Below are 15,384 nucleotides of genomic sequence, written 5' to 3' on the forward strand. Positions count from 1 at the left end.
CTTTTATTTTATTAATTCGGTCTAAAAAAGCAGTATCACTGACATATATCGACAGGGAATGGCGATATTCAATCCATAGGGAGCAATACAGTGAAATATTTAACTCAGTTTGTGGCCAGTCATAAAAAGAATAAGCAAGCAGGCATTTTTGCCGTCTGTTCCGCACACCCATTAGTCCTGGAAGCAGCCATACGCCATGCAAAGGCGACACAATCCGTCTTATTGATAGAAGCAACATCTAACCAGGTCGATCAGTACGGTGGTTATACCGGCCTGACACCGATGACTTTCCATCACCTTATTGAACAGATAGCGAGTCACTACCAGTTTCCCCACTCTCAAATAATTTTGGGTGGCGATCACCTCGGGCCTAATCGCTGGCAGAACCTCTGCGCAGAAGAAGCAATGATGCATGCCGGGGAGCTGATTCGCCACTATGTGGCTGCTGGCTTTAAGAAAATCCATCTTGACTGCAGTATGTCTTGCGCAGATGATCCGGCGCCATTAACTAATGAGATTGTCGCTGCAAGAGCCGCGAGGCTAGCACTGATAGCGGAAAAAACCTGTCAGGAACAGTACGGTTTCTCTGATCTGGCCTATGTTATCGGAACAGAGGTTCCCGTTCCGGGGGGAGCAGATGAAACCTTATCAACACTGACCCCCACCACGGTCCTGGCGGCAAAAGCCACTCTTGACGCGCATCGCGATGCTTTTAAACAGCAGGGTTTAACCAGTATATGGCCGCAAATTATAGGGCTAGTGGTTCAGCCTGGTGTCGAATTCGACAGTAGTCATATTATTGATTATCAACCTGAGAAGTCACTGCTCCTCAGTCAAATGATCGAAGAATCTGACACTATGGTATTTGAAGCACATTCCACCGACTATCAGACACCACAAGCTTTGCAGCAACTGGTTCAGCATCATTTCGCGATTTTAAAAGTCGGGCCAGCTTTGACTTTTGCATTACGTGAAGCCCTCTTCTCTCTGGCAGCTATTGAGCAAGAATTACGCCCCACCTATGCCTGTTCAAATCTGAGGCAAGTGCTGGAAAATATCATGCAGAAGTACACTGATGACTGGAAACACTATTATCTGGGGGATGACGACGCTTGTCGTATCGCACGAAGTTTTAGCTACTCTGACCGCATTCGTTACTACTGGCCTGACCCGGATATTGACCAGGCCTGTGGCCGTTTAATCGCGAATCTGGCGAATGAACCTATTCCCCACCCTTTAATCAGCCAGTATCTGCCGCTTCAATATCCAAAGGTCCGTGAAGGCCTTATTTCAGCCACACCCCATGAACTCATTATCAGCCATATCCAGGATGTTTTACGCCAGTACCATGCAGCCTGCCAGGGAGCATAACAGAGCTATTAATCGGCCGATAAGGAAAATCAGATATGCCAGACATTGTATTAAGCCGTATTGATGAACGTTTGGTTCATGGCCAGGTTGGTGTCCAGTGGGTGGGTTTTACTGGCGCGAATCTGGTTTTAGTGGCGAATGATGATGTTGCCGAAGACCGGGTTCAACAGCACCTGATGGAAATGGTTCTGGCACCGGGGATTACTGTTCGTTTCTGGTCCCTGAAAAAAGTTATCGACAATATTCATCGTGCAACTGACCGCCAGAAAATTTTACTGGTTTGCAAGAGTCCTGAAGATTTTCTGACATTACATCAGGGCAATGTCCCGATAACACCTATCAACGTCGGCAATATGCATTATGCCGAAGGTAAAAAACAAATAGCGAGAACGGTCTTTGTTAACGCTCAGGATATTGCCGCCTTTCATGGCCTGAGAAAAGCCGGGGTGCGGTGTTTTATTCAAGGCGTGCCTACTGATTTAACTCAGGATCTCTACACCTTACTTTGAGGTATTTTCTATGGAAATTAGCTTATTACAAGCATTTGCATTAGGAATGATCGCCTTTATTGCTGGTCTGGATATGTTTAATGGCCTGACACATATACATCGCCCTCTGGTTCTCGGGCCACTGACAGGCATGGTCCTTGGCGATTTGAATAGCGGAATTCTGGCTGGCGGGACACTGGAATTAGTCTGGATGGGGCTTGCGCCACTGGCGGGCGCTCAGCCGCCGAATGTCATTATCGGTACGATTATCGGTACCACTTTCGCTATTACCGCGGGTGTCAAACCAGAAGTTGCGCTGGGGGTGGCCGTGCCCTTCGCTGTGGCAGTGCAGATGGCAATTACATTTTTATTTTCCATCATGTCCGGCGTGATGGCGCGCTGTGACTATATGGCCGCTCGTGCCGATACAGCGGGTATCGAACGCATTAACTATCTGGCTTTACTGGTACTCGGGATCTTCTATTTTCTGTGCGCCTTCCTGCCGGTTTGTTTTGGCGCAAAACACGCAAAAACAGTTATCGACATCATCCCTGTACGCCTGATAGATGGTCTTGCCATAGCCGGAGGGATAATGCCGGCAATCGGTTTTGCGGTACTGCTAAAAATAATGATGAAAAACGCCTATATACCCTATTTCATTCTTGGTTTTGTCGCGGCGGCCTGGCTAAAAATGCCCGTATTAGCTATTGCGGCTAGCGCACTGGCTATGGCGCTGATTGATTTTATGCGCAAAGACATTCCCGTCTCTACAGCGAAAGAGGAGTTCAAAGATGGGATCTGATACTCAGGCTTTACCTGATACTGATGTCGAAAAAAACTCTGTTGCTGATAATAGCGACAATGCCTATGAAGACCAAACTCTTGGTGCTGAGCTAACGAGAAGGGATCTGAACCTTGTGGTATGGCGTTCCTTACTATTACAGGCCTCTTTTAATTATGAACGTATGCAAGCTTCTGGCTGGCTTTACGGTCTGTTACCTGCTTTAAAAAAGATCCATATTAATCAGCAAGATCTGGCTCGGGCAATGAAAGGACATATGGGATCCTTTAACACCCATCCGTTTCTCGTCACCTTCGTTATCGGTATCATTCTGGCGATGGAGCGTGCAAAACAAGATGTTAACAGTATCCAGAGCACCAAAATTGCGGTGGGTGCTCCGCTGGGTGGGATTGGCGATGCCATGTTCTGGCTAACCTTACTACCGATTTGTGGCGGCATTGGTGCCAGTCTTGCCCTGCAAGGCTCGATTCTTGGCGCGGTGGTATTTCTGGTACTGTTCAATACCCTTCATTTTAGTCTGCGTTTTGGCCTTGCCCACTATGCCTATCGCCTGGGCGTGGCGGCTATCCCACTGCTTAAAGTCAGTACCCGTAAAGTTGGCCATGCCGCATCCACGGTTGGAATAACCGTCATCGGCGCTCTCGTCGCCACCTACGTGCATTTATCCACAACACTTGAAATAACCGCGGGCAATAAGGTGGTTAAGTTTCAAGTCGATGTTGTCGATAAACTTATGCCGGCTTTTCTTCCCCTGCTATACACCCTCACCATCTATGGGCTAGTACGCCGTGGCTGGAGCCCTTTAAAGCTTATCGGGCTCACCGTTGTATTGGGGATTACTGGAAAATTTTTTCACTTCCTGTAGTCACAAGAGATAATGATAAGTCAGGGAAAACAATATGATAAGTATCATTCTTAGCGGTCACGGTGGATTTGCCACTGGGTTAGAAAAAGCGATGAGGCAAATCGTCGGTGACCAGCCACAAGTCATCGCTATCGATTTTACTGAAAGCACCTCTCCCGCCCAGCTAAACGCTCAGTTTGAACGAGCATTGGTCGATCTTGATGAGCGAGAAGGGCTGATTTTTTTGACTGATTTACTCGGAGGAACCCCCTTCCGTCTGGCCTCTATTCTGGCACTGGAGAAAACAAATCGTGAAGTGATCACCGGCGTAAATTTACAACTTTTATTGGAAATGGTACTGGATCGTGAGGTGCTGAATAGTGAGGAGTTTCGGCAAAAGGCTCTGGAATGCGGTCACCGGGGGTTAACTAGCCTGGTCGATGAAATGGAACGTTATCACATGCATACACCAGATGAGGACGAAATATGAATGAAATAGATCCATCTGCCGTTTCTGGCTCATCGTGCTGGACCGAAACAGAAATCCGCCAGCAACCTGAGTGCTGGATTCAGGCGTTGAATAATATTGAAATCCTGCGCCACAGAATAGATACCTTTCTTAAGCCACTGTTACAACAGCCTGATTTGTGTATTATCCTGACAGGTGCAGGCAGCTCTGCTTTTATCGGAGAGAGTGTTGCACCCTGGCTATCACAGTATAACGGGAAAGATTTTATATCAGTGCCCACCACTGATATCGTCGTTCAGCCTGCTGACTCTCTGTCGCCCGATAAACCAACACTGCTTATCTCGTTTGCACGCTCAGGTAATAGCCCCGAAAGTATTGCCGCCATAAATTTAGCCAGTCAGTTCATCAAACAATGTCATCATCTGGTCATCACCTGCAATGAAACTGGCCGCCTGTATCAAAATACGCTGAAAAATAATAATGCACTGGTGCTACTGATGCCCCCAGCAACTCATGACCGTGGTTTCGCGATGACCAGCAGTTTTACGACGATGATGGCAAGCTGCCTGGCAGTTTTTGCTCCTGATATTATCAATATCCGCCGTTTTCAGGATGTCGCCACCCAGTGCCAGCAGATAATTAGCACACAAGGTAACTTAAATGAGGCGGTATTTGGTGACTTACCTTTTAAACGGGTTGTCTATCTTGGCAGTGGCGCCTTACAAGGTCTTGCACGGGAATCAGCGCTGAAAGTATTAGAGCTTACTGCGGGTAAGCTGACTACATTTCACGATACCCCGACAGGCTTTCGCCACGGGCCAAAATCGCTGGTCAATCACGAAACCCTGGTGGTCGTTTTGATTTCCAGTCACCCATATACCCGTCAGTACGATCTCGATCTGCTGGCTGAACTGCGCCGCGAGCAGCAGGCTATGCGTATCGTTGCAATTTGCACGGCCACCAGCCCGGAGATTATCGCAGGCCCCTATATTCAGTTACCTGCTTCCCGGCACCTCATTGATATCGAACAGGCTTTCGGTTTTCTGATCTATGCCCAGATTTTTGCGCTTCATGAATCCATCAAAGCAGGTATCACTCCAGATACGCCTTCCAGAAGTGGGACAGTAAACCGGGTAGTCCAAGGTGTGATTATTCACCCCTGGAGAAATACCGAGGATTACCACGGGGAGAAAAGTAACCGTTTTTGAAATAGTCAGGAACTAAAGCTCAGTGAAGGATTGTCCCTTCAACTTAATTTGCTTGCAAATAAACCAACTCCTATAATAATTCCTTTAAATTCATTACCAAAAAATCTATTAACAGTAGCCCCGGGACAGGAATCATTATTGTGTAAACGATACCACGTCTTAGCGAGTGGTCACATTTCCCTCATTTTTCCTGTGCTATATTGAAGTTAAGCAGATGTTGTCTGGAGAGTTCAAAATGCGAGTTTTAGTTACAGGTGGTAGCGGTTACATAGGCAGTCATACCTGTGCGCAATTACTGCAAAGCGGGCATGACGTTATTATTCTGGATAACTTGTGTAACAGTAAGCGGAGCGTCGTCGCAACCATTGAAGCACTCGGTGGTAAACACCCGACTTTTATTCATGGTGATATTCGCGATGGTGCCCTGCTGGCTGAAATTTTCCACGAACACCGCATTGAGGCGGTGATTCACTTCGCTGGTCTGAAAGCTGTCGGTGAGTCCGTCAGCAAACCTCTCGATTACTACGAGAATAATATCACCGGGACATTATCTCTGCTTTCGGCCATGCGAGCGGCGAATGTGACTAATTTTATTTTTAGTTCTTCTGCCACTGTCTATGGCGATCAGCCTCTTATTCCTTATGTTGAAAGCTTCCCTACCGGAAAGCCTGCCAGCCCTTACGGTTATAGCAAGCTGATGGTGGAACAAATTCTTACTGACTTACAACGTGCTCAGCCAGACTGGAGCATTGCCCTGTTGCGCTATTTCAACCCGGTTGGTGCCCATCCGTCAGGCGATATGGGAGAAGACCCTCAGGGCATTCCCAATAATCTGATGCCGTATATTGCTCAAGTTGCCGTCGGTCGTCGCGACTCACTGGCGATATTTGGTAATGACTATCCAACCGAGGATGGGACAGGTGTACGGGACTATATCCATGTGATGGATCTTGCCGACGGGCATATTGCTGCAATGGAAACACTCAGCGGTAAACCCGGCGTACATATTTATAATCTCGGGGCAGGTGTCGGTCACAGCGTTCTGGATGTGGTTAATGCGTTCGGTCAGGCCTGCGGAAAACCCGTGAAATATCATTTTGCACCACGCCGTGAGGGTGATTTGCCGGCTTACTGGGCTGATGCCTCGAAAGCCGCCCTGGAACTGAACTGGCATGTTACCCGCAGCCTGCAAGAAATGGCTGACGATACCTGGCGCTGGCAGTCACGTCATCCGGAAGGTTATCCGGGTTAGAGAATATCAATGGCGCAGTTTATTCAGGTAGATGACCCACACCGCGCCAAGCGCCCCTGGCAGGGGCGCAAGACGTTCTTTCTTACCCGGTAATCTGCGCACAACGCGCAAGTGACAGAAGGAGCCCGTGAATGTTAAATGATGTCATACCTCTTGCCCCAGATGGTCACCCTTTCAATGTCATAACTCTCCGTAATGCCAATGGTATGGTGGTCTCAGTGATGGACTGGGGCGCCACCCTACTTTCCTGCCAGGTGCCGATGAAAGACGGTACTGTGCGAGAAACAATGTTAGGTTGCCCTTCTCCCGCGGATTACCCGCACCAGTCGGCTTATTTAGGGGCAACAGTCGGCCGTTATGCCAACCGCATTGCTGATAGTCGGATATCTCTCGGGGATAGGACCATTAATCTTAGTCCCAGCCAGCCCCCTCATCAGCTTCATGGTGGAATCGAAGGGTTTGATAAACGCCGCTGGTCGCTGATGTCATACAATGAGCATGAAGCTATTTATAACCTGACCTCGCCAGAGGGCGATCAGGGTTTCCCCGGTACATTGCAGGTTACGGCACGTTTTGTGCTTAAAGAAGATAACCGTATCAGTATTAAGTATCGCGCCACGGTCGATAAACCTTGTCCCGTCAGTCTGACGAATCACGCTTACTTTAATCTCGACAGCCAGCACCATGATGTTCGTCAGCACCGATTACAGATCTTCGCTGACGACTACTTGCCCGTTGATAGTCAGGGGATCCCGGCAGGTGAAGGAAAACTGAAACCGGTAGGTGGAACGCACTTTGATTTTCGCAATGCAAAAACCATTGCCAGAGATTTTTTACAAGATGCTGACCAGCAGGCAGTGAAAGGTTATGACCATAGTTTCTTATTGCAGGCAAAAGGCAATCTTGAGCTGGTCGCGGCTAAAGTCTGGTCTGCCGATGATCTATTGCAAATGACGGTCTACACCACCGCACCTGCATTACAGTTCTACAGCGGTAATTTTCTTGAAGGCACCACGGCCAGAGACAAGATTAGCTATCACGCCTATGATGGCCTGGCGCTGGAAAGTGAGCATTTACCCGATAGTCCAAATCACCCGGAATGGCCTCAGCCGGACTGCTGGTTACTGCCTGGCGAAGAGTATGTGAGCATTACGGAGTATCAATTTCAGTCGCTCTAGTGTTTTTTAGCGAATAAATACGTGCGATTTTTCGTCGAATTGCTGGTTTTCCCGCCAGAGTAAGCTAAAAATAGATTATCCCTTAATAACGGCCTTACGCTCAGGCCGCTTTTTAGCTATGTTATGGGGTAAATATTTCGTCTTGCTGGCGGCTTTCCTTGCCTGTCAGCAAGACCCGAAGAATTGTTATTCTTTATCTCAAGCTCAATAGGAGTTGATTATGGCTGTAACTAAGCTAGTTCTGGTTCGTCACGGTGAAAGTCAGTGGAACAACGAAAACCGTTTTACCGGTTGGTATGATGTTGATCTGTCTGAAAAAGGACAAACCGAAGCTAAAGCTGCTGGTCAGTTGCTGAAAGACGAAGGCTATGCTTTCGATTTTGCTTACACTTCAGTGCTGAAACGTGCCATCCACACGTTATGGAATATTCTTGATGAGCTGGATCAAGCCTGGTTGCCAGTTGAGAAGTCCTGGAAACTGAACGAACGCCATTATGGTGCTCTGCAAGGTCTTAACAAAGCTGAAACCGCTGAAAAATACGGTGACGAGCAAGTTAAACAGTGGCGTCGTGGTTTCGCAATCACTCCTCCAGCACTGGACAAAGATGACGAGCGTTTCCCGGGTCACGATCCGCGTTATGCTTCACTGACTGATGCAGAACTGCCAACTACCGAAAGCCTGGCACTGACCATCGAGCGCGTGATCCCATTCTGGAATGAATCTATCCTGCCACGTATGCAATCTGGCGAGCGCGTTATTGTTGCTGCTCACGGTAACTCTCTGCGTGCCCTGGTTAAATTCCTGGATAACCTGAGCGAAGATGAGATCCTTGAGCTGAATATCCCAACTGGCGTACCTTTGGTTTATGAGTTTGATGAAAACTTCAAACCACTGAAACGTTACTACCTGGGTAATGCTGATGAAATCGCAGCAAAAGCAGCAGCTGTAGCAAACCAGGGTAAAGCGAAGTAATTCGTTTTCCGGTCTTAGCGTTTGAGTCTTAATAGAAACACCTGATGCAGCCTGTCAGGTGTTTTTTTTGCCTTACGGCAAGAATTCCGTTTCAGCAGGCAAACTGGCCAGGATTTGGGGAAGTGCTTTTTTAAAGGCATCAAAATCAGCAAAAATACGTTCCTCACTCAGAACATGAGGAATAATATGTATTGATTTCATGCAGTCAACCTGGCAATCGGCTAATCCCACCATATAAACCTGAATTCCGAGAGCCTCTATATCTGTCATTACGTCCTGCAAGGCATATAAACCCGACTGGTCCAGATAGGAAACCTGCTCCATGCGTAAAACCAGTATTTTACCCCGGGTGATACTGGCGGCAGTGACCCGAAACGCATAGACAAAACCAAAGAACAGCGGGCCGGTGACATGTTTAATTAATAAATGCTCACGTAAAGGCTCCGGGATCGTTATTTCATCACCCCATAATTCCTCTTCAGCAAGCGTCAGAACGGTATTTTTTTCCGATATAGAGGCCACTTTCACCATAAAAATAAGTGCCGCCACGATCATGCCTGCACCAACAGCCGTGACCATTCCGGCAAAAATAGTGAGAACAATCACCATCAGCATAACAAGCACGTCACTACGTGGTGCACGCAGCATATGGGAGAGGCTGCGATAGTCAATAATCCCTAAACCCGCACCGACCAGGATCCCCGCCAGTACTGCATTAGGAATATATTGCACGATGCCGGAAAACCCGAGAAGCACCAGCAATAAAAACAGACCGTGGATAATGCCAGAGCTACAGTGCCTGCCACCGGCTCGGACATTTATTGCAGTACGAACAAATGCCCCGGCACCGGGTAAACCGCCAAATAAGGCAGAGGTCATATTGCCGATACCCTGGCCTATCAGTTCCTGATTACTCTTGTGTCGAGTTTTAGTGATGTTATCGGCCACAAGTGACGTCGTGAGTGAATCAATAGATCCGAGGAATGCGAGCTGCAAGGCAGCCCAAATAAGTAATTTACTCTCAGACCAAGTAAAATTTGGAAGGGTCAAATGGGGTAACCCTGCGGGCATCTGGCCAATTATTGGCACACTTAATCCTGCAACAACGGAAAGTATCGTCAGCCCAACCAGAGCGATTAGCGAAGCAGGTAACTTCTTTATAAAACGTGGCAGAACGAAAATCAGAATAATGGTGAGCGCTGCCAGAAGCGCGGCTGCCGGGTTAAATCCGGAGGAAAGCGAGCCCAGAGAATAAATAATTACGACCGGGTCAGAGGCAGGTGAAACCATACCAAGCAGCGGGAAAATCTGTTGGGTTAGAATAATAATACCGATCCCTGTCATCAGACCTGAAATAACGGGATAAGGCAGAAAACGAATAAACTGTCCTAAGCGTAAAATACCAAATAGCATCTGAAACAGACCTGCCAGTAAAAACACCGCCAGCACATTAGGTATATTAATCTCCCCCGAAGGAAGGGTATGGGTAATAACAATCGTCGACGCAATCAGCGTCATGGGTGCCGTAGGGCCGGATATCTGAACAGGAGTTCCACCAAATAAAGATGCCAGAATACCGACAATAATTCCGCCGTATAAACCGGCCTCCGCCCCTAAACCCGAAGCAACCCCGAAAGCCAGGCAGAGTGGTAATGCAACCACACCTGCCGTCAAACCACCGAATATATCACCACGTGTCGTACGGAATCTCGCAAGCATGACTATCTCCCGAACAGGTTTATAGGTTTGGTTGCAAAAAGATATTGCCAGATCTGGAATAAACTGTGGCAGCAAACGGAGGATAAACTGAGGGTGGGATTCAAATCGTTCCGACGACGCAGACTGCTCTGCCCGGAATTGAACTGATCCACATGATACTTGTTTAACAGTATCAGCATCCGTGCGGGTTACCCCGGCGGAACAGTTTTCTCTGCTGGTTGCCTGAATACAGACATCACATCATTGTGCCAGCTGTCTGCCATTGATAGAGCAGACTTAAAAACATTTTTTACATTACTCCGTATTGAAATATTGTCAATCGGGTTATTTACAGTTCCAATTACCTTAAAAAATTAAATTTATGTGGCGTAATCATATTTTTTAAGAGAGTTCAGAAAACTTACTGGAACTTTATTTCCCATTAGAATTTCAAATTGAGTGGGTTATTTTAGCCATTTTCTGATGCGCCCACGCGCATTAGTATAGGGAGAAGAGGTATTAAATTGAATCATCCGTCCTTTAGTCCATTTTTCATACCAGACTATTCCATAAAGCTCTTCATTTGACCGACTGGTAATTGTTTCAACCAGTTCAGTTTTCACCTGCGTTAATTGTTCAATTAATTCAGTCCAGCTTAAATCTGCATAATCAGTATAAAATTTCTCGGCCAGTAAACCGAGTTGGTTCCATTTGAAGCCTGTTTCAGGAAAATCTACCGGGAGACCCAGGTCATCCTGATGTAACCATTTCAGTACCAGCCGATTCCAGCCGAGCAGATAGGACACCAGACAGCCGGGACTCATCTGCGTTCCTGCTACATGGCCTGGCATAGAACATTCATTCGCACGGCTCTCAGGGACTCGCGCTAAGTCAGTATTAAGCCTGTCGAAGGTAATGGAGATAGCTAATAATAGTTCACTCTTTGATGTCGGTACCGCCATAACAATTCCCCCCTATTCGATTTGAGTACCTGCCGTACCACAGAAATATAAAAGTATTCATGGTAATGTGATCCTCTCAATCTATACCCGTGATTTTATTATTGAGATTTGACGTAAAGCAGATTACAGCTAAAAAACGCTTTTCTTAAAAGGAAATACCATGCGCCAGAGAACTATTGTTTGCCCGGTGATTCAGAATAACGGAGCCTATTTGCTGTGTAAGATGGCTAATGACAGAGGCGTTTTCCCTGGTCAATGGGCACTGCCGGGTGGCGGGATGGAAACGGGCGAAACCATGGAGCAGGCTCTAAGACGTGAAATAAGCGAAGAACTCGGCGATAAGCTTGAGATAACCAGCATCACGCCATGGCGCTTTAGGGATGACACTCGAGTCAAAACCTATGCCGATAAACCGCCTGAAGAAATTTATATGATTTATCTGATCTTTGACTGTAAGAGCGCAAACCGTGAGATTACTTTTAATGAGGAGTTTCAGGAAATCGCCTGGGTGGCACCCGAAGAGCTGAAAACGATGAACTTAAATCAGGCCACTCGCGTCACCTTTGCCGAGAAAGGGCTAATTTAAGAGGTACTCTCCCTGTCACAATACAGGGAGAGTCTGGTGCAAACGTATATTAATTACGGCGTGCTTTAACCGCAGCAGCCAGCTGGCGTAACACCACTTCAGTGTCTTCCCAGCCAATACAGGCATCGGTCACACTCTTGCCGTAGACTAGAGGCTCGTTGCTTTCAAGGTTCTGGTTACCTTCAACCAGATGACTTTCAATCATCACGCCAACAATCGCTTTTTCACCGGTTGCAACCTGCTGACTAACATCATCGCTGACAGTCAGCTGTTTCTTAAATTGCTTACTGCTGTTGGCATGGCTGAAATCAATCATCACCAGGGGGTCAAGACCGGCTTTAACCAGGCCTTCTTTCACTTCAGCGACATGTTTTGCGCTGTAGTTGGGTTCTTTACCGCCACGCAGAATAATATGGCAGTCTTCATTACCACTGGTACTGACAATGGCAGAGTGACCCCATTTGGTCACCGACAGGAAACAATGCGGCGCGCTGGCTGCGTTAATAGCGTCAATAGCAACCTTAATGGTGCCATCAGTACCATTCTTGAAACCCACCGGGCAAGACAGGCCAGAGGCCAGCTCACGGTGAACCTGAGATTCCGTGGTACGAGCACCAATGGCTCCCCAGCTCATCAAGTCAGCGAGATACTGCGGGGTGATCATGTCCAGAAACTCACCCGCTGCTGGCAGGCCGCTGTCATTGATTTCCAGCAGCAGCTGGCGAGCAACACGTAGGCCATCATTAATTTGATAGCTGTTATCCATATGCGGATCGTTGATTAGCCCTTTCCAGCCCACAGTGGTACGTGGTTTTTCAAAATAGACTCGCATCACGACTTCTAAAGTGTCCTGTAGTTCTTCACGAATTGCCAGTAAGCGAGCGGCGTACTCTTTCGCAGCTTGGGTATCGTGAATAGAACAAGGACCAATGACGACCAGCAGACGGTCGTCTTTACCATTCAGAATATTGTGAATAGCACTACGAGCCTTGGAAACGGTTAAGGCTGCTTTTTCCGTCGCCGGGAATTTTTCCAGTAAAGCGACAGGAGGTAACAGCTCATTGATTTCTTTAATACGTAAATCGTCGTTCTGATAATTCATAATAATTCCGTCGGAGTTCGGGGACATTGCTTCATTGCAGTACCTTCAATCTAACGCGCAGCGCTAAGAGTGTAAAAGGGAATTTACACCCTGGAGGGAATATTTTTTATCGGCTTTAAATACATTACGGCAGGATAAATATGGCGTGACAGAGAGGATGATGATGACGGTATGACGTCAGGCAGAAATGCAGCCTCGCCTTATCTTCTGATAAGACGAGGCTGAAAGTGATTACGAGAGAATGCGTGAGCCGCGCTGGCTTGCGCTTTTACTCCACATCCGCCATCCGTTCACGGCAACAAACATCAGCAGCAGATACTCGAGCGACATCGCATAGACGCCTTGCAGGGCGAAAATAACAATACTAATAATGTTAACAATCACCCACAGGATCCAGTTCTCCACATATTTACGGGTCATCAGGATCATGGCCGCTATCGAGAGGACCATCATGCAGGAGTCCCAGAACGGGAAGGCATCAGGTTCCAGTACCGGTTGTGTTACATTCATTCCCAGACCTTGCATAACTGAAACTGCGATGCGCGTCAGGAAAGCAAATACCGGATCGATATAGACAGTCATCAGGCCAATGGCGATAACAATGGCTGCCAGCCAGCCTAAAGCTTTCGGCAATGTGAGCCAGCGAATGTGTAACGCGGCCTGATTATCACTGCCTTGCCGGGACCAGGCATACCAGCCGTAGATATTCGCCCCAAAGAAAAATAGCTGGAGCAATAAGCTGGCATACAGTTGAATCTGAAAGAAGATAATGGCAAACAGGGTAACGTTAATTAACCCAAAAGCGTAGTTACTGATTTTTTCCAGGCTCGCCAGCCAAATGCATAATAATCCCGCTACTGTGCCTATCGCTTCGATCCATGATAAATCATACCCTCCCGCCCCAATAGGGATGTGCACAAGTATGTTCTGTGTACTAAGAAAATCCATAGTTTCCTCAATGCGTAGTATTACGCGTTACCTTTTACAGAAAGACGCAGCTCGGCTGCAAAATCAAGCATGCGATTTAACGGCAGTAGGGCCCTTTCTCGCAGTTGCGGATCAACATGTATTTCATGCTCCATTCCTCCCAGCTCCAGGCTGTCAGAGATGGCTTTAAGGCCGTTCATTGCCATCCAGGGGCAATGCGCGCAACTCCGACACGTTGCTCCCTCACCTGCCGTCGGGGCTTCCAGTAATGTTTTTTCAGGACATTCCTGCTGCATGCGGTAAAAGATACCACGATCGGTTGCCACAATGAGCCGTTGATGTGGCAGCGTTTTTGCTGCATTAATCAACTGGCTGGTTGACCCTACCGCATCGGCAAGAGCGACAATGGACTGGGGCGATTCCGGGTGCACCAGTACGGCGGCATCAGGATAGAGCGCTTTCATCGTCACTAATGCCTGAGTTTTAAACTCGTCGTGAACAATGCAGGTACTTTGCCAGCACAAAACATCAGCGCCGGTCTGCTGTTGGACGTAGTTACCCAGGTGGCGGTCTGGCGCCCAAATGATTTTTTGCCCCAGACTGTCTAGATGCTCGATTAACTCAACGGCAATGCTTGATGTCACGACCCAGTCAGCACGTGCTTTCACTGCCGCAGAAGTATTAGCGTAGACCACAACGGTGCGGTCCGGGTGTTTATCACAAAATGCGTTGAATGCCTCTATAGGGCAACCCAAGTCTAGCGAGCATTCTGCCTGTAACGTTGGCATCAGAATGGTTTTTTCCGGACTGAGAATTTTTGACGTTTCCCCCATAAAACGCACACCAGCGACCAGCAAGGTTGAGGCACTGTGCGCCGCACCAAAGCGAGCCATTTCAAGGGAGTCAGAGATACAGCCGCCGGTTTCTTCTGCCAGTGACTGAATTTCCGGGTCGGTATAGTAATGTGCCACCATCACTGCATTACGTTCTTTCAGTAAACGTTTTATTTTCTGACGGTAAAACTGTTTTTCATCCAGGCTGAGTACGGCAGGTTTCGGCGGGAAAGGATAGATTTCGATTTCTGGTTCGAACATCGCTGACATAATATCATCTCGTTTTGCCGGCTTAACTAAATTCATCAGTCCGAGCCAGTTAATCCAATAAGACACTCATTTTGTTTTGTATGCTAAACAAAATGTAAAATTAAGCAATGCATTTTGTTACTTTTTAGACAAAGAAAGGCGAAGCGCCTGGAGTGAAAGGTTCTGGATAACAAAAAGGCGCCTTTAGGGCGCCTTATTACATTGGTGGGTCGTGCAGGATGACTCGGCCTGCGGCCTCACCCTTCGGGCCGTTGCTGCGCAACGTTATTACGCTTCGCTTCACCCGAACCTGCTGCAGGTTCGAACCCCGCCCGAATCGCACATAGCAAAAAGGCGCCTTTAGGGCGCCTTATTACATTGGTGGGTCGTGCAGGATGACTCGGCCTGCGGCCTCACCCTTCGGGCCGTTGCTGCGCAACGT

At 47.7% G+C, this 15,384-nt stretch carries 15 protein-coding genes and 2 other RNA genes; 10 read left to right on the forward strand and 7 right to left on the reverse strand.

Features of this window, described 5'->3' with window-relative positions; all coding sequences use genetic code 11:
* Positions 1–90 precede the first annotated feature (90 nt).
* The 9 genes from kbaZ to gpmA all read left to right on the forward strand — a co-directional run bounded on the left by kbaZ (position 91) and on the right by gpmA (position 8,585).
* On the forward strand, positions 91–1,371 hold the full coding sequence (gene kbaZ, locus M2387_RS07190; protein WP_259048171.1) for a tagatose-bisphosphate aldolase subunit KbaZ: 1,281 nt from the start codon (positions 91–93) through the stop codon (positions 1,369–1,371).
* Between the two features lie 35 nt (positions 1,372–1,406).
* Positions 1,407–1,880: a PTS N-acetylgalactosamine transporter subunit IIB gene (gene agaV / locus M2387_RS07195; RefSeq protein WP_259048173.1), complete on the forward strand. Its 474-nt coding sequence runs from the start codon at positions 1,407–1,409 to the stop codon at positions 1,878–1,880.
* A 10-nt stretch (positions 1,881–1,890) separates the two neighbouring features.
* Positions 1,891–2,661 carry a PTS N-acetylgalactosamine transporter subunit IIC gene (gene agaW, locus M2387_RS07200; protein ID WP_259048174.1) on the forward strand — a complete coding sequence of 257 codons (771 nt, stop codon included), beginning with the start codon at positions 1,891–1,893 and terminating at the stop codon, positions 2,659–2,661.
* Entirely contained in the window at positions 2,651–3,526 is an 876-nt protein-coding gene (gene agaE / locus M2387_RS07205) for a PTS N-acetylgalactosamine transporter subunit IID (RefSeq protein ID WP_259048175.1), read from the forward strand. The genes agaW and agaE overlap by 11 nt, the downstream gene beginning before the upstream one ends.
* 34 nt (positions 3,527–3,560) lie before the next feature.
* Positions 3,561–3,995, forward strand: a complete 435-nt coding sequence (gene agaF / locus M2387_RS07210) for a PTS galactosamine/N-acetylgalactosamine transporter subunit IIA (RefSeq protein ID WP_259048176.1) — start codon at positions 3,561–3,563, stop codon at positions 3,993–3,995.
* Positions 3,992–5,182: an SIS domain-containing protein gene (locus tag M2387_RS07215; RefSeq protein ID WP_259048177.1), complete on the forward strand. Its 1,191-nt coding sequence runs from the start codon at positions 3,992–3,994 to the stop codon at positions 5,180–5,182. The genes agaF and M2387_RS07215 overlap by 4 nt, the downstream gene beginning before the upstream one ends.
* A gap of 235 nt (positions 5,183–5,417) precedes the next feature.
* Complete coding sequence (gene galE, locus M2387_RS07220; protein ID WP_259048179.1) at positions 5,418–6,434, forward strand: UDP-glucose 4-epimerase GalE; 1,017 nt, start codon at positions 5,418–5,420, stop codon at positions 6,432–6,434.
* 131 nt (positions 6,435–6,565) lie between these two features.
* Positions 6,566–7,612, forward strand: a complete 1,047-nt coding sequence (galM, locus tag M2387_RS07225) for a galactose-1-epimerase (RefSeq protein WP_259048181.1) — start codon at positions 6,566–6,568, stop codon at positions 7,610–7,612.
* Between the two features lie 220 nt (positions 7,613–7,832).
* On the forward strand, positions 7,833–8,585 hold the full coding sequence (gene gpmA, locus M2387_RS07230; protein WP_259048183.1) for a 2,3-diphosphoglycerate-dependent phosphoglycerate mutase: 753 nt from the start codon (positions 7,833–7,835) through the stop codon (positions 8,583–8,585).
* Between the two features lie 72 nt (positions 8,586–8,657).
* Here gpmA and M2387_RS07235 read toward each other — a convergent pair whose 3' ends face one another.
* Both M2387_RS07235 and M2387_RS07240 read right to left on the reverse strand, forming a co-directional pair.
* Positions 8,658–10,304, reverse strand: a complete 1,647-nt coding sequence (locus M2387_RS07235; protein ID WP_259048185.1) for a SulP family inorganic anion transporter — start codon at positions 10,302–10,304, stop codon at positions 8,658–8,660.
* A 443-nt stretch (positions 10,305–10,747) separates the two neighbouring features.
* Positions 10,748–11,245, reverse strand: coding sequence for a ClbS/DfsB family four-helix bundle protein (locus M2387_RS07240; protein WP_259048186.1), 498 nt, complete (start codon positions 11,243–11,245; stop codon positions 10,748–10,750).
* 160 nt (positions 11,246–11,405) lie between these two features.
* Here M2387_RS07240 and nudI point away from each other — a divergent pair, with 160 nt between their 5' ends.
* Entirely contained in the window at positions 11,406–11,831 is a 426-nt protein-coding gene (nudI, locus tag M2387_RS07245) for a nucleoside triphosphatase NudI (RefSeq protein ID WP_259048188.1), read from the forward strand.
* 49 nt (positions 11,832–11,880) lie between these two features.
* On the opposite strand, the gene aroG is transcribed toward nudI, so the two are convergent.
* From aroG to M2387_RS07270, 5 genes are all read right to left on the reverse strand, one after another.
* Positions 11,881–12,933 (reverse strand): 3-deoxy-7-phosphoheptulonate synthase AroG, encoded by a 1,053-nt coding sequence (gene aroG / locus M2387_RS07250; RefSeq protein WP_259048190.1) that lies wholly within the window; start codon positions 12,931–12,933, stop codon positions 11,881–11,883.
* A gap of 231 nt (positions 12,934–13,164) precedes the next feature.
* Complete coding sequence (gene pnuC, locus M2387_RS07255) at positions 13,165–13,881, reverse strand: nicotinamide riboside transporter PnuC (RefSeq protein WP_259048191.1); 717 nt, start codon at positions 13,879–13,881, stop codon at positions 13,165–13,167.
* Between the two features lie 20 nt (positions 13,882–13,901).
* Entirely contained in the window at positions 13,902–14,966 is a 1,065-nt protein-coding gene (gene nadA, locus M2387_RS07260; protein WP_259048342.1) for a quinolinate synthase NadA, read from the reverse strand.
* Positions 14,967–15,165: 199 nt separating this feature from the next.
* Positions 15,166–15,290: non-coding RNA, RtT sRNA (locus M2387_RS07265), on the reverse strand.
* Positions 15,291–15,321: 31 nt separating this feature from the next.
* Positions 15,322–15,384, reverse strand: a non-coding RNA gene (locus M2387_RS07270) — RtT sRNA; the annotation flags it as partial.

The sequence above is a fragment of the Klebsiella sp. BIGb0407 genome (genome assembly GCF_024807845.1).
In the GTDB taxonomy this organism is placed as follows: domain Bacteria; phylum Pseudomonadota; class Gammaproteobacteria; order Enterobacterales; family Enterobacteriaceae; genus JGM124.